Here is a 19,867-nt window from a genome sequence, read left to right as displayed (position 1 = left end):
GTTTTGAAAGCGCACCTTGCTTTCGGAACAATTGCGTAGTTAAGCGCAAGGAGCTAGGTCGGCGAGCACGTTTCAGCTAGAGTGCGGAGCGAGGATGGGTGGCTGCGAGCATTAGCCTAGTTATGGTTTTGAAAGCCGAACTTTGCTTTCGGAACCATGACGTAGCTAAGCACAACAGCCAATCCTCGCGCAGCACGTTTCAAGGCTAGAGTGTTCGCCGACCTGGTCAGCTCCTGAGCATAGCCTAGCAACTATTTTGGAGGCCGGGATTTGCCTCCGGAATAGTTGCGTAGCTAAGCGCAAGGAGCTAGGTCGGCGAGCACGTTTCAGCTAGAGTGCGCAGCACCTAACCACCTAAAATCTCTCAGCTTCATCATTACTTTGTGCAATTTTTCAAATCACGGCTTGTGGATAACTAAAAAAACATCCCCAAGCTCATCCACAAGTTATCCACAGTGGAAAACTCATTCTCATTCTGTTGTTTTAAGTTATCCACACAATCAACAGCCCTTACTACTAATACTTAAAATACTATATCTTAATTAAAGGGAAACCTAGGAGGCAGCAGTATGAAATTCACGATCAATCGTAATAGTTTTATCCGGTCCTTTAACGATGTCCTTAGAGCCATTCCGGCTAAAACGACGATTCCCAGTTTAACCGGGGTCAAATTAGATTTAACTAATGATGGTTTGTTACTCACCGGGAGTAATTCCGATATTTCCATCGAAACTTTCATGTCTAGCAGTGATGAAGATCTGGATCTTCAAATCGAATCCGTTGGGAGTGTCGTTTTGACTGCCCGTTTCTTTGGTGAGGTGGTCAAACGTTTGCCAGAAGAAACCTTCACATTAGAAGTCCGCGACGACTATCAAACGCGGCTGACTTCAGGAAAATCCGAATTTACTGTGATCGGGACCGATGCAAACGAATATCCACGCTTACCTGAAGTTGAAGATCAAAATGAATTGAAGATCGCCGCTGGTATTTTACGTGAATTGATCAATCAAACGGTTTTAGCCGTTTCTGATCAGGAAACTCGGCCGATCTTGACCGGGGTCAATTTCTCGATCGACGGTAATGGCTTATTGGCGGTGGCGACGGACAGTCATCGTTTAGCGCAACGGAAATTGGATCTGCCTGACATTACGAGCACCTATCAAATGGTGATCCCCGGCAAGAGCTTACAGGAATTGGGCCGGATGTTGGCGGATCAAGCTGGTGATATTTCTCTAAAAATCAGTGATAATCAAGTCCTTTTCAGCTTCGGGGCAACTAAATTCTATACCCGTTTGTTAGAGGGGAACTACCCAGATACTGCGCGTTTGATCCCCACAGATCATAATGTTCAATTACAGATCAATGCTGCCAGCTTATTAGCAGCGATCGAACGGGCGGCTTTATTGTCCCACGCCAGTCGGGCCAATGTGGTCCGTTTGGTTTTAGCTCCCGAACAAAATTCGGCGATCCTATCAGGGACTTCGCCAGACGTGGGGAATGTGGAAGAAGCTTTGCCAGTAGATGCTTTGACTGGTGACGAACTCGATATTTCTTTCAACCCTGATTACATGAAAGATGCCCTGCGCGCTTTTGGTCCGACGGAGATCGATCTGAATTTCACCACGAATCTGCGGCCGTTCACTTTGGTTCCTTCTGAAGACGGCGACCATTTTGTGCAATTGATCACCCCAGTGCGAACTTTCAATTAGAAAAAAGTTGTTATTCAGCAAACAAGCTTGATCCGGTCAGAAAACTGGATCAAGCTTGTTTGTTTTCAAGGCTGAACTGAACTTCATGATAAAGTCGAACTGTTATATAATACGGCCAATTGAGCAAAGAAAAATCTGAAAGCAGAAGCTTTTTGCCAGCAACCAGTTAAATAAAACGGCTAAGATGATCAGGCATGTGCACTTCTTAGAAAACTAATTGGACTTAGGATCATGGCAACTGGTCGCGCTGAGTGAGGTGCTGAGTAGGCATAGTAATGAGTGGATATTGGCGATCATCGTCCACATGATCCATGGCGAAGCGCTAATTACGATCAGAAGAGCAAGTGCGAGTATCCAATCAGTGAGTGGGTCCGTTTGCTTTAGCCACCTAGTTTAGTTGCTCGATTACAATAAGCGTTATTGACGCAGCTGGATCAGGATCAAGACCTGCTCAGTGAGATCATCATTGCTCCTGTATCTAAAAATCGTTGCACAGCGCTATTTTGACAATGATTTTTTGAATGATCTCAGAGGATCCGGTAGCGGCGTAGGCACCATTATTTTTAAAAACGAAGGCGGAAAAATGAATTCGGTCGAAGAATCAGGGTTTTTCGCAGAACAAGAAAAAAAGCCCTTCTCAGCAATTTTAACAAAAATAGGCTATCTAGCTTATTTGAACTAATATTTGCTAAAACGCCTTTATTTGCCCATTAAATTGTTTTTTGAGTGAAAAAAGTGTATAATTTAGAAGTACAAAAAGTTGGAATTCTAGTGCTGGGGGCGAAAATAATCAAGCAAATCAAAATTGATACCGAGTATTTGACTTTGACGCAATTGTTGAAAGAAGAAGGCATTGTCGGCAGCGGCGGCCAGGTCAAATGGTATTTGCAGGAAACACCAGTCCAATTGAATGGTGTCAGTGAGGATCGGCGCGGCAAGAAGCTGTATCCAGACGACATCGTGCAATTGGCTAGCGGCGAACGTTTCCAAATCGTGAAGGTTTAGAATGTACTTGCAACAGATCGCTTTGACCCATTTTCGCAACTACGCGGCTTTGACGGCGGAATTTTCACCACAGATCAATGTGCTGATCGGCGAGAACGCTCAGGGCAAAACCAATTTACTTGAAGCAATCTATGTGTTGTCATTGGCGCGCTCCCATCGAACAACGGATGATAAATCCTTGATTCAATGGGGGCATGATTTTGCCAAAGTCAGTGGCGTCATTCAGCGGCGCCTTAGTCCATTACCGTTGGAATTGGTCATTAGCCAAAAAGGCAAACAGGCGCGAGTCAATCATTTGGATCAAAAACGTTTATCTGATTATGTCGGTCAGTTCAATGTGGTCTTGTTCGCTCCCGAAGACCTGGAATTGGTCAAGGGTTCGCCTGCTAAGCGGCGCCGTTTTATCGATATGGAGTTCGGTCAGATCGACCATCAATATCTTTATAATATCAGTCAATATCGAAGTATTTTGCGTCAACGTAATCTCTATTTACGTCAACTTAAATTTGGTGAGGCCAAAGATCGCGTTTATTTGGAAGTGTTGTCAGATCAATTGGCGGGCTTTGGTGCCGAGATCATTTGGACGCGGCACCTTTTTTTACAACAAATGGTGACTTTCGCCAGCGCTGAACACCAGCAGATCACACAAGGCCGCGAGCAACTTCAGTTCGTTTACCAAACTGTTTTGCCCGAAAAGGAATTGGTCAGCTCGAATCAGATCTTTCAATTTCTCCAACAAGACTATCAACGCCTGCAAAAACGAGAGATCCAGCAAGGCACTACCCTCAGCGGACCGCATCGCGATGATGTGCGGTTTATCGTCAATGAACAAAATGTCCAAGAATTCGGCTCTCAGGGTCAGCAACGAACCGTGGCCTTAAGCCTGAAGTTGGCGGAGATCCAGATGATCAAGCAAAAAACCGGCGAGGCGCCGGTGCTGTTGTTGGATGATGTGCTGTCGGAGCTAGATGATTTGCGGCAAACTCATTTGTTGCACACGATCCAAGATCAAGTGCAGACGTTTTTGACCACAACTAGTTTGGATGGGGTCGCCCAAGAGGTCATCGGGCAGCCGACGGTCTTTCAAGTGACGCAGGGGCAGATCGAACGTGAGTAGGCAGAGCGCGAACCGACCCGGGTAGCTTCCGGAACAATTGTGTAGCTAAGCGGAAGAAGCTGGGGCGGTGAGCACGTTTCAATGATGTCCGCAGCTTGCGCTGCGCGTGGCGTTGGTGATGGGCAAGTGTAGTGGGGCTCCAGGTCAGGCTGGGGGTGGTGGAACGCTGCGGGCACGATTTTGAGCTTTTCGGAAACCCACCGAAAATCTCAAAACTCGGCCTTATTGTAGGCGATAAATCGCCAACAATAATATCGCGGCTGACTCACCCCCCAGCTCGACCTTCCGCCAACAAACGAACAGACCACCAACGCCCAGAGTGCGGAACACAACGGGTTGACTTTGAGCATTAACCTAGCCAGGATTTTGGAGGCTGGGCTTTGCCTCCGGAAGCCTGGCGTAGTTAAGCGTAGAAGTCAGTTGTGTGCAGCACGTTTCAACGCCACGCTCCGCTCCAGCCGCTCAACGTTATAACAGTCGTTTGAGCACTCACGCCGTCTGGCAGGCTATGGTCAATTGATGGGGAGCCATGCACTTGACGACCGTGGTTAGTGGTCACAATCCTTGAATTGGTGACACCAGCGCAGCCTGTCTGATGAACAAACCTAGTTCTCAGCGAATCAACTGAATCGGTCGGTTGCTACCCGTGGATTGTTAAAGAAACAAGTAGAGATGTTCAGCTTACGCAAAATGTCCCGAGCTCCTGATCCGAATCCGTTGACATTGCCGGACCACCCAAAAAGTGCGGTATTTTGCATAACTAGCAAAAGCACTTCGCTAAATAGGTCAGCTCGATTGCAGATAAGCTCAATTCTGCCTAGCAACCGGTTCGGGCCATGCGGCTCTATCTAGAGTGTGAGCCGACTTGGTCAGCTTCTGAGCATTAGCCTAGCAACTATTTTGGAGGCTGGTTTGTGCCTCCGGAATAGTTGCGTAGCTAAGCGGAAGAAGCTAGGTCGGCGAACACGTTTCAGTGGTGAAATTGTCCTTGGCGGCTTTACCGCTTAGGACAAGGCCTGATTTTGAGACAGGCCGCGGTTTTTGCGGATTGGCTCAAAACAGTGCCCACCGCGTTCCAGCCGCGACAATGGCCCGAACCGGTTGCGCTCACGCACAACACCCACTCCCTCTGCAACCAGATCCAGTACAATCAACAGAAATCATAGATAAAAACAAAAAGATAAAAACACCGCATCAAATCAAGTACCCACCAGTTAGGAGGATTTTTGTGAACGATTCAGAGAAAAATCAACAAAACCCAACAAATGAACCCGAACCAACCATCAAACCCTTGATCGCCGACGAAACCGACGCGCCCGCAACGGCTGACGCAACACCAGCGGCACCGTCTGCGGAAGCTGTTTTGGCCAAGGAAGAAAAAGCGAAAGAATACAATGCCAGTCAGATCCAAGTGTTGGAAGGACTGGAAGCCGTGCGGAAACGCCCGGGGATGTACATTGGCTCGACCAGTAGCCAAGGTCTGCACCATTTAGTTTGGGAAATCATTGATAACGGGATCGATGAGGCGTTGGCCGGTTTCGCCACGCAGATCGATGTGGAAGTTGAAGCGGACAACAGCATCACCGTCACCGATAATGGCCGGGGTATCCCGGTGGATATCCAACCGAAAACGGGACGGCCTGCTTTGGAGACGGTTTACACGATCCTGCACGCCGGTGGTAAATTCGGCGGTGGCGGCTACAAGGTCTCCGGTGGGTTGCACGGGGTCGGCGGCTCGGTCGTTAACGCGCTTTCCAGCGTTTTGGATGTGACCGTGACCCGTGAAGGCAAGCGTTACTACATGGATTTTGTGCGCGGTAAGGTGCGGACTGAAATGAAGGTCATTGGCACCGCGGCGGCGCATGAACATGGCACTAAGGTTCATTTTCTACCTGATCCGGATATTTTCACGGAGACGACGGTTTTTGACGACCATGTCTTGAATACGCGGATCCGCGAGTTGGCTTTCCTGAACAAAGGGTTGAAATTGACCTTTACCGACAAACGCGCGGCGACGGCGGAACGGATCACCTATCATTATGTTGGCGGGATCAAGAGTTACGTCGAATATCTCAACGAGAAGAAGACGGTGCTCTTCCCTGAGCCGATCTATGTGGAAGGCGAACAGGACGGGATCACGGTGGAAGTCGCGTTGCAATATACCGACGATTTCCATTCCAATTTGCTGACATTCGCGAATAATATCCATACCTACGAAGGTGGTACCCACGAGGCTGGCTTTAAAGCGGCGCTGACGCGGATCATCAACGATTATGGTAAGCGGGCCAATTTGATCAAGGACAACGACGACAATCTTTCCGGCGATGATGTGCGGGAAGGCATGACGGCCGTGGTTTCGATCAAGCATCCTGATCCCCAATTCGAGGGTCAGACCAAGACGAAGTTGGGTAACTCAGACGCGCGGACGGTCACCGATCGGATGTTCTCCGAAACCTTCATGAAGTTCTTGATGGAAAATCCAACTGTCGCCAAACAAATCGTGGAAAAAGGTCAATTGGCCTCCAAAGCGCGCTTGGCCGCCAAGCATGCGCGGGAAGTGACGCGGAAGAAGTCAGGTTTGGAGATCAGTAATCTGCCGGGTAAATTGGCGGATAACACCAGCAAGGACCCGAATATCTCAGAATTGTTCATTGTCGAAGGGGATTCCGCCGGCGGTTCCGCTAAGCAAGGGCGGTCGCGGTTGACCCAAGCGATTTTACCGATCCGGGGTAAGATTTTAAACGTGGAAAAAGCGTCGATGGATCGGATTTTGGCCAACGAGGAGATCCGGACCTTATTTACGGCCATGGGCACTGGCTTTGGCGGCGATTTCGATGTGGCCAAGGCGCGCTATCACAAATTGATCATCATGACCGATGCCGATGTGGATGGCGCCCATATTCGGACGTTATTACTGACGCTCTTTTATCGGTATATGCGGCCGATCGTGGAGGCTGGCTATGTTTACGTGGCCAAGCCACCGCTATATCAGGTGCGCCAAGGGAAATTTATGCGTTACATTGATTCCGACGAAGAATTGGAAGAGGTCTTGGGGCATTTACCAGCGGCGCCGAAACCAGCGATCCAACGGTATAAAGGTTTAGGGGAAATGGACGCGGAACAGTTGTGGGAGACCACAATGAATCCGGAGAACCGCCGTTTGGACCGGGTCGAAGTTACCGACGCCGCAGAAGCTGATGAGGTTTTCCAAATGTTGATGGGTGACGATGTGGCGCCCCGGCGTAAATTTATCGAAGATAACGCGAAATATACGAAGAACTTGGATGTCTAGAAGGGAAGTTTGCGAGTAAATGGCAGAATTTGAAGATCATCGCATCGAAACGATCAACCTTTCCAAAACGATGCGGGATTCATTTTTGGATTATGCAATGAGTGTCATCGTCGCGCGGGCCCTGCCTGACGTTCGCGATGGCTTGAAGCCGGTGCATCGGCGGATCTTGTATGGCATGAACGAACTGGGTGTGACCCCGGACAAGCCTTATAAGAAATCGGCCCGGATCGTCGGTGATGTCATGGGTAAGTACCATCCTCACGGTGATTCGGCGATTTACGAGTCAATGGTGCGGATGGCCCAAGATTTCAGCTACCGTTACATGCTGGTCGATGGCCACGGGAACTTTGGCTCGGTCGATGGTGATGGCGCGGCGGCGATGCGTTATACCGAAGCACGGATGAGCAAGATCGCTTTGGAAATGTTGCGCGACATCAATAAAGACACGATCGATTTTCAGCCGAACTATGATGGCACTGAACGGGAGCCCGTGGTGTTACCAGCCCGCTTCCCGAACCTGCTAGTCAATGGCGCCACGGGGATCGCGGTGGGGATGACCACCAATATCCCGCCGCATAATTTGGCGGAAGTGATCAGTGCCCTGCACCTTTTGATGAAGAACCCGGACGCCAGCACTGCTGAGTTGATGGAAGTTTTACCAGGACCTGATTTCCCTACTGGGGGCTTGGTTCTCGGCAAGTCGGGGATCCGGCGGGCCTACGAGACTGGGAAAGGCACGATTATTTTACGGGCCAAGACCGAGATCGAGACTTTGAAAAATGGCCGCGAACGGATCATCGTTCATGAGATCCCTTATATGGTCAATAAAGCCAAGTTGGTTGAGCGGATCGCGGAATTGGCTCGCGACAAACGTCTCGATGGCATCATTGACCTAGCCGATGAATCGGACCGTGAAGGGATGCGGATCTCGATCGACCTGCGCCGGGATGCCAGCGCGTCGGTGGTGTTGAACAACCTGTACAAATTAACACCGATGCAAACGACTTTCGGCTTCAACATGGTGGCGATCGTCAATGGCGCCCCGAAACAGTTGAGTCTGAAAGAGATCCTGCAATATTATTTGGCGCATCAAGAAGAAGTGATTCGGCGGCGGACCGCTTTTGACCTGAAGAAGGCCGAAGCCCGCGCTCATATTCTGGAAGGTTTGCGGATCGCGCTGGATCATATTGACGAGATCATCAAGATCATCCGGGGTTCTGAGACCGGCGAATTGGCTAAGAACACGTTGATGGACCGTTACGGTTTAAGCGACAAGCAATCCCAAGCAATCTTGGATATGCGTTTGGTTCGTTTGACCGGTTTGGAACGGGAAAAGATCGAAGCTGAATACCAAGAATTAATGAAAACCATCGCCGATTTGAAAGATATTTTAGCGCGCTCCGAACGGATCGACGAAATCATTTATCAAGAGTTGTTGGAGATCCAACGGCGCTTCGGCGATGACCGGCGGACGGAATTGCTGGTCGGCGAAGAATTAAGTATCGAAGACGAAGACTTGATCGACGAAGAAGACGTGATGATCGTCTTGACCCATAACGGCTACGTTAAACGCGTGCCCGCCAATGAGTTCAAGGTCCAAAATCGGGGCGGTCGCGGGATCCAAGGCATGAACGTCCATGATGACGACTTTATCGAGCAATTGATCTTCACCTCGACCCATGACACCTTGCTCTTCTTTACCGATGTGGGTAAAGTCTACCGGGCCAAGGGTTACGAGATCCCTGAGTACGGTCGCACCGCTAAAGGATTGCCGATCATCAACCTGTTGGGCATCGAAACTGGTGAGAAGATCGAGACCGTGGTCAAAGTTCGCGACGCGGACGCCGAGGACTCCCTCTTCTTCATCACCCGATTGGGCACCGTTAAACGCACCAGCGTGGCGGAATTCGCCAATATCCGCAGCAATGGCTTGCGGGCGCTGACCTTGCGCGACGGCGATTCGCTGAGTAACGTGCTCCTGACTGACAATCACCAGAATATTTTCATTGGGACGCATTTAGGCTACGCGGTCTCCTTCAGAGAAACCGATGTCCGGGCTATGGGCCGGACCGCCGCCGGTGTGCGGGGGATCCGCCTGCGCGAAGGCGATTATGTAGTCGGTTCCGCGATCCTGGCGCCAGACCATGAAGTCCTAGTCATTTCTGAAAACGGCTATGGCAAACGGACCAATGTGGCCGAATATCCGATCAAAGGCCGCGGTGGTAAAGGCATCAAGACCGCCAACATCACCGAGAAAAACGGGCCGTTAGTTGGTCTGACCGTCGTTGATGGCAGCGAAGATATCATGCTGATCACCGACGAAGGCGTCCTGATCCGCTTTGAAGTCAAGGCAGTTTCCCAAACCGGTCGCGCGACCATGGGCGTCCGGGTGATCAAGGTCGACAACGGCGCCAAAGTCGCAGCGTTGGCCAAGGTCGCGCCTGACGATGACGACGATGATCCTACTGATCCAAGCGCAACCAAGCCGACCGATCCGAACGGGTCAACAGCTGATCGCGCAACTGACAGCTCAGCGGTAGCCGCGGCTGACGGGGAACAAGGTGCTGAAGCTGGTCAAACCGATTCGACCGACTCAACGATCGATCAAGCAGACGCCGCCAATAACGCCAACATCGCCACACCAGGACAAGACCTGCCCTCTGATGTCCAACGCCTGCTAGCTCGCGCGGAATCTGATGATGCCGCGCTGGCCGACCCAGACGACGCCGAACGGGATGACGCCAGCGCAGATCCCGATCAAGGTGACGACGATCAGGCTTAGTTTTTCCTGAATGGCCCGCTGGCTGGGCACAGCTTTAAAAGCAATTTTCAAAATCCGAAGTTATGATCACGGCAGCGCTCAAATTTTGAGCGCTACTTTTTTCGCCCAAATTGGCGGCTGGTTCTGATGAAAAAGCGCCCAAAGCACTTCTTCCAGGCCAACAGCGACACTATTTTACCCAAGTCGGAAATAAAAAAGTGGTCAACCACGATTCCATCGAATCAAGGTTGACCACCAAGTGTAGGCTGTGTCTTATCCAAATGTCGGGGGCCGATTCCGTTAATTGAATCGCTACCCGGGAATGCGCCGAACCAAGCGATTCAGCGCTTTTGATCCAGCCACGATCAGCTGGATTTTTTAATGACTGCCGACTTGCTTAAAAGCGTTCAAACGATCCAAATTTACGTTCATGGCGCAACCCACCGTTGAAGATAAGAATACCGATCAGCAGATAAACAAGGTTCACCGCCAGGTAGCCCATGATTGTCGCCAGCGATATTTGCCGTCCCAGAAACAGCGAGCGAGTAATTTCAATGCCTAAGCCAAACGGGATCAAGGCTTGAAGATTGGAGCTATAATTTGAGCCAACATTGGCAATCAACAGAATTCCTGTTTGTAATAAAGTTGCCCAAGTGCCGACCGATTTAAAAATCAGCGACCCTGCCCCGAAAATAAGGCCGATCCCAAACATGCCAATATTTGAAATAATAGAAATCAACAAGACTTCAAACGTGATCACAACGACGGTTCCGATGGAAACACCAGTCATTGCCCCGGTGATTATGCCCAGGATCAACAGATAGAGGCCGGTCAATACGATCAACACCCAGACTCTGATCAGCATCAAAAACCAAAGGGGAAATGATGACTGGAGCTCCGTCTCAAGGATACCTGCTCGTGAATCGGCTTCGATCGTCTGGGTCGACAAGTCCATCGCCATCACGCCCAGCGTCCAGAACATATAGCCGATAAGGATCAGCATCACGCCATCATTGGTTCGATAAACAGTATTCAGATCTCCCGTATCCGAAAAGAATAAAACCGCCAAGTACGCGAAGGTAAATACGGTGAAGTCGGCTAAGGTCGCGACAAGATACTTGGCTTTCGACTTTACTTCCATTTCCAATTCAACAGAAATCATGTTTGTCAATGTTTTAAATTTGCTCATTTTTCGACCACCCCGAACAATGATTTATACTGTGCGACGAGCATTTCCTCAGTCATTTGCTTAGGGACGGTTTTAACGATCCGCCCGGCGGACACAAACAGATACTGGTTGACCGACTTCGCGATGAAGTTAGGATCATGCGACGATATAATGATTTTTTTCTCGTGCATCTGCGCGATCGTATCGATCAAATCCATCAGGTCTTCTTGGGCGTTGATATCAAGACCGGTCGAAGGCTCATCCAAAATCAATAATTTCGTATTCAGCGAAACAGCCACAATGATCTCAGCCTTTTTCTTTTGGCCCGTGGATAGTTTGCCAAACTCCTTCGCCAGCAACGTGTTGGCGTTTAATAATTCTGCGTAATGGACCGCGTTCTGGGACACCTGCTCGTAATTATCCCGGCGCAAAGCCGAAAAATATTTAAGATTGTCCATCACGGTCAACTTGTTTCTCAGCCCCCGTTCACCTGCAGGAGCATAGAACGAGTTTGACCGACTCCAGGGGCCCAGCTCGACCGTATTTGTCGAATTGACCAAAGTGAGATCGCCGGCGGACAAAGTTGTGATACCACTAAGTAGCCGCATAATCGTCGATTTACCAGCACCATTTGGCCCAATCAAGCCAACCACGCCGCGCTGATTCAGCTCGATCTCAAAACTTAAATCAAATAAAACTTGAGTCTTCCCATAAAACTTCGTAATATCAGTGCCCACAATCTTCAAATCGTCTGCCATCACGGTTACTCCTCCAGAAAACTAAACTAGCTTATTGCCCCGCCCTGCCCTGTGTTTCAGTAAACAAACGTCTAGTTCTGTCATCAATGTTAATCTCACAACAAGGATGAAAAACAGTTTATCAACGTGGTTCGGCGATCATGCGCCGCATTTACTGGGGACTTCGATCATGATTTCACCTATAATTAATAAAACCATAGAGCATACTTATAATAAAGTCAATTATTTTTTAACAATATCGGGTAAACTCTCATAAACCTAAATATTTTCCGGATTTGCTTCTTCAGGAAAGGGCCTCAGGTACATCACGACGGATCATCGTTCTCGTTGACGCCACGCTGTTCATGCCAGGGAAGTCCCTGGCGCCGCCGTTTTCAGATTTTTTTGAAAAAAATAAAAAAATTACCCACTTTTTTGCGTATTTCATGATGTGGCCAGCTCAACGTCCTCATTAGCACCAACAGTTCTGATAAGAGTTCAGTTTTACCATTTAACACTTCGTACCAAGTGCCCAGAATTACTTTGCCACCTGCGTCGCAGGGTTGGAACGGAGCGCTTCGGGGTGAGATCAACCTGTCGCTATTCATAGCGGCTTCGCTAGGTTAATGCTCAAAGTCAACCTGTTGTGTTCGAAACAGAGTGTGCAACGCAATGGGTTGCTTTTGAGCACGACTAGCGATTTTGCTGGATTGATGCAATCAATCCAGTGAAATTGCGTAGCGGCGCAGAAAGCAATTGCGTGGAACACGTTTCCACCACCCTCAGCCCGACCTGGAGCCCCACCACATCTGCCATCCACCAACGCCACGCGCCAGCCGCGGATAAAGCGACCAAAAATCGAATAATTCCCAGCTGGTCGCTTGTTTACCCGCTACAAATATGATAAACTGTTAGCTTGTGAGTAGTCTTCAGGGCTGCTTACTCCTTGTTCTTAGTAGATAAGAACCAATAGTCCATAAGGAGGTGTACAAACCATGGCACAAACTTTTTACGAAGTTACTTATATCATCAAGCCAGATCTTGAAGAAGAAGCGAAAGCTGCTTTGATCAAGCGTTATGATGACGTTTTAGGTAGCGAAGGTGCAGAAGTGGTTGACTCAAAAGATTGGTCGAAGCGGCGTTTAGCTTACGAGATCAATGATTATCGTGAAGGAATCTATCACATTGTCAATGTGAAGTCCGACAAAGATGCTGCAGTCAACGAATTTGACCGTTTGTCGAAGATCGACGGTAGCGTTTTACGTCATATGATCGTTAAACGCGACGATAAGAACTAAAACATCATTAATTGCGAAACGAGTTCAGAAAGGGGCTTTTTAAATGATCAATAACGTGGTACTGGTTGGCCGGCTAACGAAGGACGTTGAGTTGCGCTACACTGGTAACGGGACTGCTGTTGGTACGTTTACGATGGCGGTCAATCGCTCTTTTACTAATGCCCAAGGTGAACGGGAAGCCGATTTTATTCAATGCGTCATGTGGCGTAAATCTGCTGAAAATTTTGCTAATTTCACTCACAAAGGTTCATTAGTCGGGATCCAAGGTCGCATTCAAACACGTAACTACGAAAACCAGCAAGGTCAACGGGTCTACGTTACTGAAGTTGTGGCTGATAACTTCTCACTATTGGAGCCTAAGGGTGCTGGTGGTCACAGTAACAATAGCGGTAGCCAAAGTAATGGCGGCGGTTATAACGGTGGCAACAGCAATGGTGGCAGCAATTTTAACAACAATTACAACCAGAATAACCAAAACAATAATAACGGTTTTAACTCAAATCCTGGTCATGACAACAACAGTGGTCAAAGCAATAGCAATGCTACTGATGATCCATTTGCGAATAGCAGTGAACCAATGTCGATCACGGATGATGATCTACCATTCTAATTTGGACCCGTTTTAATTAACGCTTGAGAGGAGGAACTCACATGGCTCAACAACGTCGTGGCGGCCGTCGTCGCCGTAAAGTCGATTTTATCGCTGCTAATCACATCGAATATATCGATTACAAAGACACAGAATTGTTGAAACGTTTTATCTCAGAACGAGGTAAAATCTTACCACGCCGCGTAACTGGCACTAGCGCAAAGAATCAGCGCAAGTTGACTGTTGCGGTCAAGCGTGCACGGATCATGGGCTTGTTACCATTCGTAACAGCTGACTAATTTTGTGAACTGAATTAAATCGAATCAGCCTACTGAAGTCAACTTGATTTCAGTAGGCTGATTTTTTTCCAGAAGCCAGCGCCAAGTGTGTCAGTATCTCCGGCACAATCTTGTCCTTCGCCCTACCGAAACCTTGAATTTATGTTAAAATGAGAGAAGCAAGTGGCTTGTTGAAGGACTAACGACGAAGGGGTACTATGAAGAAACTGATCAGTTTTTTACGAGAAAAAATCGCAATCCCCACTTTTTTCGCGGATGTTCAACTACGGGTGATCGCTTTGACTGTTTTGGGTATCGCGATCGCTGCCAGTATTGTCGCGATGATCCTCAATCCGATTTTCGGGATTGTTTTTTTAGTTGCGATCATTCTATTAGTGGGTGTTATTTTTTACGGATTTGAGGTGTTATCGAAAAACACCAACCGTTATGTATCGGATCTATCTTATCGAATCAAGCGCGGCGAGCAAGAAGCGTTGATCCAGATGCCGATCGGGATCATGTTGTTTGACAAAAATTATGAGATCCAGTGGGTCAACCCGACTTTGCAGAAATATTTGGGTGATCGAACTGTTTTGGGTCATAAAATCGCCGATGTAGACGCCGATCTGGCCAAATTGATCGCCAACCATCACGGTGAAGGTGATGAAGTCAATCGGATCGTTGATTGGGATGATTATAAATTTGAGATCACGCTTCAGGAAAAGGCTGGAGCAATCTATTTGTTGGATGTGACCCATTCAGCGAAGATCGAACAGCGTTTTCTTGAGCAGCAGGTCGTGATCGGTCAGATTTTTGTAGATAATTATGATGAGATCACCCAGACTATGGATGATCAGAGCGTTTCGAATCTAAGTAATTATTTGACTAATCGGTTGAGCAACTGGGCCAATCGTTATGAAATGTTCTTGAAGCGTGTGGACGAGGATCACTTTTTTGTTTTTGCATACGCCAAGGCTTTGAGTAAGGCAGAAGCGAACAAATTCCAGATCCTCGATCGCATTCGGGAAGATACCTCGGCGCAGAATTTTCCGATCACGTTGAGTATCGGATTCGCCTATGGTAATGATGATTTGGCTGAATTAGCGATCACCTCGCAAAACAACCTTGATCTGGCCTTGGGTCGTGGCGGGGATCAAGTTGTTGTTCGGGCCAAGGATCAGCAAGCGCGTTTCTATGGTGGTAAAACGAACCCGATGGAGAAACGGACGCGGGTACGGGCGCGAATGATCAGTCAAGCATTACAAGGTCTGTTCAATCAAGTTGACGATATTTATGTCATGGGTCATAGCCATCCTGATATGGATGCGATCGGCGCTTCTTTAGGGATCCGCCGGATCGCGCAGATGAACAATGTTAAGTGTCACGTTGTTTTGGATCAGTCTTCGATCCATTCAGATGTGCAGCGTCTTGTTAAGGAGATCAGTCGTTATCCTGATCTGGTCAAATGTATCGTGACGCCAGAACAAGCGGTCGAATTAGCGACACCTAAGAGTATGCTGATCCTAGTCGATCACTCTAAACCGTCGATCTCGATCAGTCCCGAGCTGTATCATAAATTGGAACAACGGGTCGTCATCATTGATCATCACCGCCGGGGCGAAGAGTTCCCAGAGAATCCAATGCTGACCTATATCGAACCCTATGCCAGCTCAACTTGCGAATTGATCGCCGAGATCTTTGAATATCAGCCGACAGACGCAGAGCCATTGAATAAAATCGAAGCCACTGCGATGTTAGCCGGGATCTCGGTTGATACTCGTTCATTTGCGCAACGCACGGGAACGCGGACTTTTGACGCTGCCAGCTATTTGCGCTCAGTCGGAGCTGACAATGGCATGGTACAACGCCTGCTCAAAGAAAGTCCTGATGATTTTATTCAACGGAATCATTTGATCGACTCGATGGAGATGGTCAAGCCGAATATCGCCGTTGCGAACGGTGAAGAGGATCAGACTTATGACCCTGTTTTGGCGGCGCAAGCAGCTGACACGATGCTGAACCTGTCTGGGATCGATGCTTCTTTCGTGATCTGCCGGCGTTTAGATGATGTTGTGAGTATTTCCGCCCGAAGTATCGGTGACGTCAATGTTCAGATCATTATGGAAAAAATGGGTGGTGGTGGTCACCTTTCCAATGCCGCTACCCAGATCAAGGGGACCTCAGTAGCCGAAGCTCGGGCGCAATTGATCGAGATCTTAAACGATTCTGATGATTGATCACGGATCGCCGCAGTCCTGTCAAGTTGTTGCGGTCGACAAGCGATTCGTAACGGACAGCAGGATTTGCGCTGATCTATCAATAAAGTTCGCATTTTTTTCGTAAATCAGTTAGTATTTTTAGGTAGACAAGGAGGCTTTTCTCATGAAGGTTATTTTTCTAAAAGATGTTCGCGGTAAAGGCAAACGTGGTGATATCAAGGAAGTACCAGATGGCTACGCGCGCAATTTCCTCTTCAAAAACGGTTCCGCTAAGCAAGCAACTAAGGATGCTGTTAGCCAATTACAAGGTCAACAGAAAGCTGAAGCGAAGCAGTTAGCCACAGAGAAATCTGAGGCGATCGCTGTAAAAGAACGCTTAGAGGCAGATGAGACCGTGGTCGCAATCCATTCCAAGGCGGGCTCTGATAGCCGCTTGTTTGGTTCAGTACCAAGTAAGCAGATCACCCAAGCTTTAGAAGAACAATTTGGGATCAAGTTGGACAAGCGGCGTTTACAGCTAGCCGAACCCATCAAAACGTTAGGTTATACCAATGTGCCTGTTAAACTTTTCAATGGTGTCAATGCAAAAATCAGAGTGCATATCACAGCTGAATAGAACAAAACGGCGCTATATAACGCCGTTATATAGCTACTGATTTGATTATTTATTGAAATAATTGGATTTGTTAAGGGCCATACTGGCGTTATAACCACGATCAAGGGGACTCAGACTTGAGATTGATGCTGAGTCGGAAGCGGATATTTCCTGTATGCTGCTAATTGATCGTCGTCAGAGATTATTGGTTCAATAGTTATAGTTATGGGATTGGCAACAAAACATTCGTTTTGTCCCAGTCCCATTTTACTAGGATAGATCTACGAAAGTGTTAGGTTCTAGCGAACGGAGATAGGAGTATAGATAGAGATGGATAACAATTTATTGAGTCAGGTGCCGCCAAATAACGCCGAAGCGGAGGCCGCAGTCCTTGGCGCGATTTTTTTAGCGCCTGAGGCGATCATCGATGCCATGGAGTACTTGGTTCCTGAAGACTTCTATCGTCACGCCAATCAATTGGTCTACCAAGCCATGGTCAATATCAACGATCGCGGCGAACAGATCGACCCCGTTACGCTGAGAAATGAATTAGAAAGTCATAATCAGTTAGATGATGTCGGGGGTGCGCCTTATTTAAGTGAATTGGCGATTGGAACGCCGACTCCCCGTAACGTGGTCTATTACGCGAAGATCGTCGAAGAAAAATCCCAGTTACGAAAGTTGATCGGCGCTTCAACACGGATCATTAGCCAAAGTTTTCAGCAAAATGATGATGCCGCAACGATCCTTGATGAAGCAGAACGGGCGATCTCCGATGTGGGCCAAAATCGCAATCGGAATGGTTTTAAGCAAATCAGCGACATTTTAACTGAGTCATTAGCGCATATCGATGCGTTGAATAAGAACGATAGCAGTATCACTGGTCTAAGTACTGGCTATGCTGATCTGGACCATATCACCGCTGGTTTGCATGAGGATGAATTGATTATCTTAGCGGCGCGACCAGGGGTTGGTAAAACCGCCTTTGCCTTAAATATTGCCCAGAATATCGGCACGACCAGTCAGGATACGGCTATTGCTATCTTTAGCTTAGAAATGGGCGCCGAGTCATTGGTCAATCGGATGATCTGCGCGGAAGGAAGTATTGACGCTAATCATCTGCGGACAGGTAATTTGAATGACGCCGAGTGGCAACAACTAGTCGTCGCGATGGGCAGTTTGGCCAAAGCAAAAATATTCATTGATGATACCCCTGGGGTAAAAATGGCAGAGATCCGCGCCAAATGTCGACGCCTGCAACAAGAACAAAAGAATCTTGGCTTGATCGTGATCGACTATTTACAGTTGATCGAAGGTTCTGGTCAAGAGAACCGACAACAAGAAGTATCGGCGATTTCTCGACAACTCAAAAAATTGGCCAAAGAACTACACGTGCCCGTTATTGCTTTGTCGCAGTTATCACGTGGCGTTGAGCAGCGCCAAGATAAGCGACCGGTTTTATCAGATATTCGTGAGTCTGGTTCGATCGAACAAGATGCGGATATCGTGGCTTTCTTATATCGAGAAGATTACTATCGCCCAGAAGATGATGGCGACAATGATAACGGCCCGACCCCACCACCTGGTGATGAAGAACAAAATGTCGGTCCCGTAGAAGTTATTATTGAGAAAAACCGTGCCGGCGCCCGAGGCACGGTAAATCTACTTTTTATTAAGTCCTATAATAAATTCTCGTCGATCTCGCAACGGGCTGATGGTTAAATTATTTCCCGGGAAATAAACGTCTCAAACGAATGAAATTTAGAATCGCGGTGTAAACCGCCCTTTAGGACACTTTGCTAAATCAATATTATATAATGTGCTGATGGAATGTGCCACAAACGTGCCACCCCACGAAAAAAGAGAAGCGTTGGCTTCTTTTTTTTACTAGCAAAAATGTTATACTGAGTTCAGGCTTCTTGTAACTCCGATTTTAACTTGAAGTGCAAAAGCTGATAGACTAGACCAAAAAGGTCATGATGACTCCTTTCTTATAAGCACCTTATGCATATAAGAAAGGAGGCATCATGGCCCACTCTCAGATTAGCACGACAGGACAACATCAATAACTCAGTTTAGACGAACGGGGGAAGCTTCAAGCACTCCATCAAGCTGCTTTCGTCATCGCTCAAACCGCCGAGCAGATTTATCGCAACAAGTTTACGGTTAGCAGTGAACTCAGGCGTCGCAATACCGAACAGATCCGTGGTGCTGGCAGACACTACCAGCGTTACTTTGCCGCAACCGGTGTTGCCGTATACGAGAAGAACCGTGCTGCGTATTGTCCAGGCACACACTTAGAGCAGTGCTCAGAATTCTACGCAGAGCTTATGGTGGTGCTCAGAGTGTCTCCTCGAATCCTCAGCATTGATAGCTTTGTGCACAGATATAAGCGGGTACATCCAGAACTGCCATGCCGGGTTAGCGCGACATCGACAAGAGCCTCTTAGAGGTGCTTAACAATGATCTACCGATGAAGCCACCCATCATTTTCCAAAATTAGGATGGAGCCAAACCTTTTCGGATGCTTTGCGGCATTTTTGTATGCGCTATCCGTAACATGGCTACTCTTTGTGAATTAAATTTCGTGGCAAACAAGCTTCCATTTCTTTATCCTTTGCGAATGTCTATAGTTTTGATTTTTTGAAGCAGGTCCTTAAATTGTTAGCTGGCCGCAAGCGTGTTTGGTTTGCGGCTTTCAATCGATGCCGTTCAAGTCGTGGGTGCTGTTGCGCCTTTTGGACTTATACTGAATAACCAGTTTTTCAGTCGAACACACGGAGCGTCTGTTTTTAGATTACGTTTGAACGCATTGTTATACAAGTTTAATAAACGGTGGAAGTTTGATATGATTAAACTGTATATCCGTAATCAAAGCCACATCAAGTTAACAATATAAATTAGGATTTGTCTTCAAACTCAAAAATATTCGCGAATTGCCTACTAGTTGTACGAAACGACCTGAATCTGATATGTTGGATTAAAGGGCTGATTGTGATTCTTACCCATCGCTATGAGATTGGGGTCTAGAATTTTTGGTGTTGGAAGATACTTCCACACTAGAAGTTCTAGACCTTTTTGAATAACAAAAAAGGCACC

The 19,867-nt window shown here is 47.8% G+C and carries 15 protein-coding genes; 12 read left to right on the top strand and 3 right to left on the bottom strand.

Annotated elements, in window-relative coordinates:
- Nucleotides 1-569 precede the first annotated feature (569 nt).
- The 6 genes from dnaN to gyrA all read left to right on the top strand — a co-directional run bounded on the left by dnaN (nt 570) and on the right by gyrA (nt 9,905).
- Nucleotides 570-1,709: a DNA polymerase III subunit beta gene (gene dnaN, locus OCU21_RS09980; protein WP_261807262.1), complete on the top strand. Its 1,140-nt coding sequence runs from the start codon at nt 570-572 to the stop codon at nt 1,707-1,709.
- Nucleotides 1,710-2,175: 466 nt separating this feature from the next.
- A complete protein-coding gene (locus tag OCU21_RS09975) occupies nt 2,176-2,391 on the top strand; it encodes a hypothetical protein (RefSeq protein WP_261807261.1) in 216 nt (71 codons plus the stop codon).
- Between the two features lie 107 nt (nt 2,392-2,498).
- Nucleotides 2,499-2,714 carry a S4 domain-containing protein YaaA gene (gene yaaA / locus OCU21_RS09970; RefSeq protein ID WP_261807273.1) on the top strand — a complete coding sequence of 72 codons (216 nt, stop codon included), beginning with the start codon at nt 2,499-2,501 and terminating at the stop codon, nt 2,712-2,714.
- A gap of 1 nt (nt 2,715) precedes the next feature.
- Complete coding sequence (gene recF, locus OCU21_RS09965; RefSeq protein WP_261807260.1) at nt 2,716-3,831, top strand: DNA replication/repair protein RecF; 1,116 nt, start codon at nt 2,716-2,718, stop codon at nt 3,829-3,831.
- A gap of 1,363 nt (nt 3,832-5,194) precedes the next feature.
- On the top strand, nt 5,195-7,123 hold the full coding sequence (gene gyrB / locus OCU21_RS09960; RefSeq protein ID WP_125599696.1) for a DNA topoisomerase (ATP-hydrolyzing) subunit B: 1,929 nt from the start codon (nt 5,195-5,197) through the stop codon (nt 7,121-7,123).
- A gap of 19 nt (nt 7,124-7,142) precedes the next feature.
- Complete coding sequence (gyrA, locus tag OCU21_RS09955) at nt 7,143-9,905, top strand: DNA gyrase subunit A (RefSeq protein ID WP_261807259.1); 2,763 nt, start codon at nt 7,143-7,145, stop codon at nt 9,903-9,905.
- A gap of 376 nt (nt 9,906-10,281) precedes the next feature.
- Here gyrA and OCU21_RS09950 read toward each other — a convergent pair whose 3' ends face one another.
- The 3 genes from OCU21_RS09950 to OCU21_RS09940 all read right to left on the bottom strand — a co-directional run bounded on the left by OCU21_RS09950 (nt 10,282) and on the right by OCU21_RS09940 (nt 12,237).
- Nucleotides 10,282-11,073, bottom strand: coding sequence for a hypothetical protein (locus tag OCU21_RS09950; protein ID WP_261807258.1), 792 nt, complete (start codon nt 11,071-11,073; stop codon nt 10,282-10,284).
- On the bottom strand, nt 11,070-11,810 hold the full coding sequence (locus OCU21_RS09945; protein WP_261807257.1) for an ATP-binding cassette domain-containing protein: 741 nt from the start codon (nt 11,808-11,810) through the stop codon (nt 11,070-11,072). The genes OCU21_RS09950 and OCU21_RS09945 overlap by 4 nt, the downstream gene beginning before the upstream one ends.
- A gap of 283 nt (nt 11,811-12,093) precedes the next feature.
- Nucleotides 12,094-12,237, bottom strand: coding sequence for a hypothetical protein (locus tag OCU21_RS09940; protein ID WP_261807256.1), 144 nt, complete (start codon nt 12,235-12,237; stop codon nt 12,094-12,096).
- Nucleotides 12,238-12,784: 547 nt separating this feature from the next.
- Here OCU21_RS09940 and rpsF point away from each other — a divergent pair.
- The 6 genes from rpsF (at nt 12,785) to dnaB (ending at nt 18,490) form a co-directional block, all read left to right on the top strand.
- A complete protein-coding gene (gene rpsF / locus OCU21_RS09935) occupies nt 12,785-13,087 on the top strand; it encodes a 30S ribosomal protein S6 (RefSeq protein ID WP_261807255.1) in 303 nt (100 codons plus the stop codon).
- A gap of 43 nt (nt 13,088-13,130) precedes the next feature.
- Nucleotides 13,131-13,697 carry a single-stranded DNA-binding protein gene (gene ssb / locus OCU21_RS09930; protein WP_261807254.1) on the top strand — a complete coding sequence of 189 codons (567 nt, stop codon included), beginning with the start codon at nt 13,131-13,133 and terminating at the stop codon, nt 13,695-13,697.
- 41 nt (nt 13,698-13,738) lie between these two features.
- Complete coding sequence (rpsR, locus tag OCU21_RS09925; protein ID WP_125599505.1) at nt 13,739-13,975, top strand: 30S ribosomal protein S18; 237 nt, start codon at nt 13,739-13,741, stop codon at nt 13,973-13,975.
- A 197-nt stretch (nt 13,976-14,172) separates the two neighbouring features.
- Nucleotides 14,173-16,191: a DHH family phosphoesterase gene (locus OCU21_RS09920; protein ID WP_261807253.1), complete on the top strand. Its 2,019-nt coding sequence runs from the start codon at nt 14,173-14,175 to the stop codon at nt 16,189-16,191.
- A gap of 145 nt (nt 16,192-16,336) precedes the next feature.
- Nucleotides 16,337-16,789, top strand: a complete 453-nt coding sequence (gene rplI, locus OCU21_RS09915) for a 50S ribosomal protein L9 (RefSeq protein WP_261807252.1) — start codon at nt 16,337-16,339, stop codon at nt 16,787-16,789.
- A gap of 309 nt (nt 16,790-17,098) precedes the next feature.
- Nucleotides 17,099-18,490 carry a replicative DNA helicase gene (gene dnaB / locus OCU21_RS09910; RefSeq protein ID WP_261807251.1) on the top strand — a complete coding sequence of 464 codons (1,392 nt, stop codon included), beginning with the start codon at nt 17,099-17,101 and terminating at the stop codon, nt 18,488-18,490.
- Nucleotides 18,491-19,867 lie beyond the last annotated feature (1,377 nt).

The sequence above is a fragment of the Lapidilactobacillus luobeiensis genome (assembly GCF_024345205.1).
Classification (GTDB): Bacteria; Bacillota; Bacilli; order Lactobacillales; family Lactobacillaceae; genus Lapidilactobacillus; species Lapidilactobacillus luobeiensis.
Note: the sequence above shows the minus strand (reverse complement) of the source record. Positions and strands in the feature narration are given on the sequence as shown.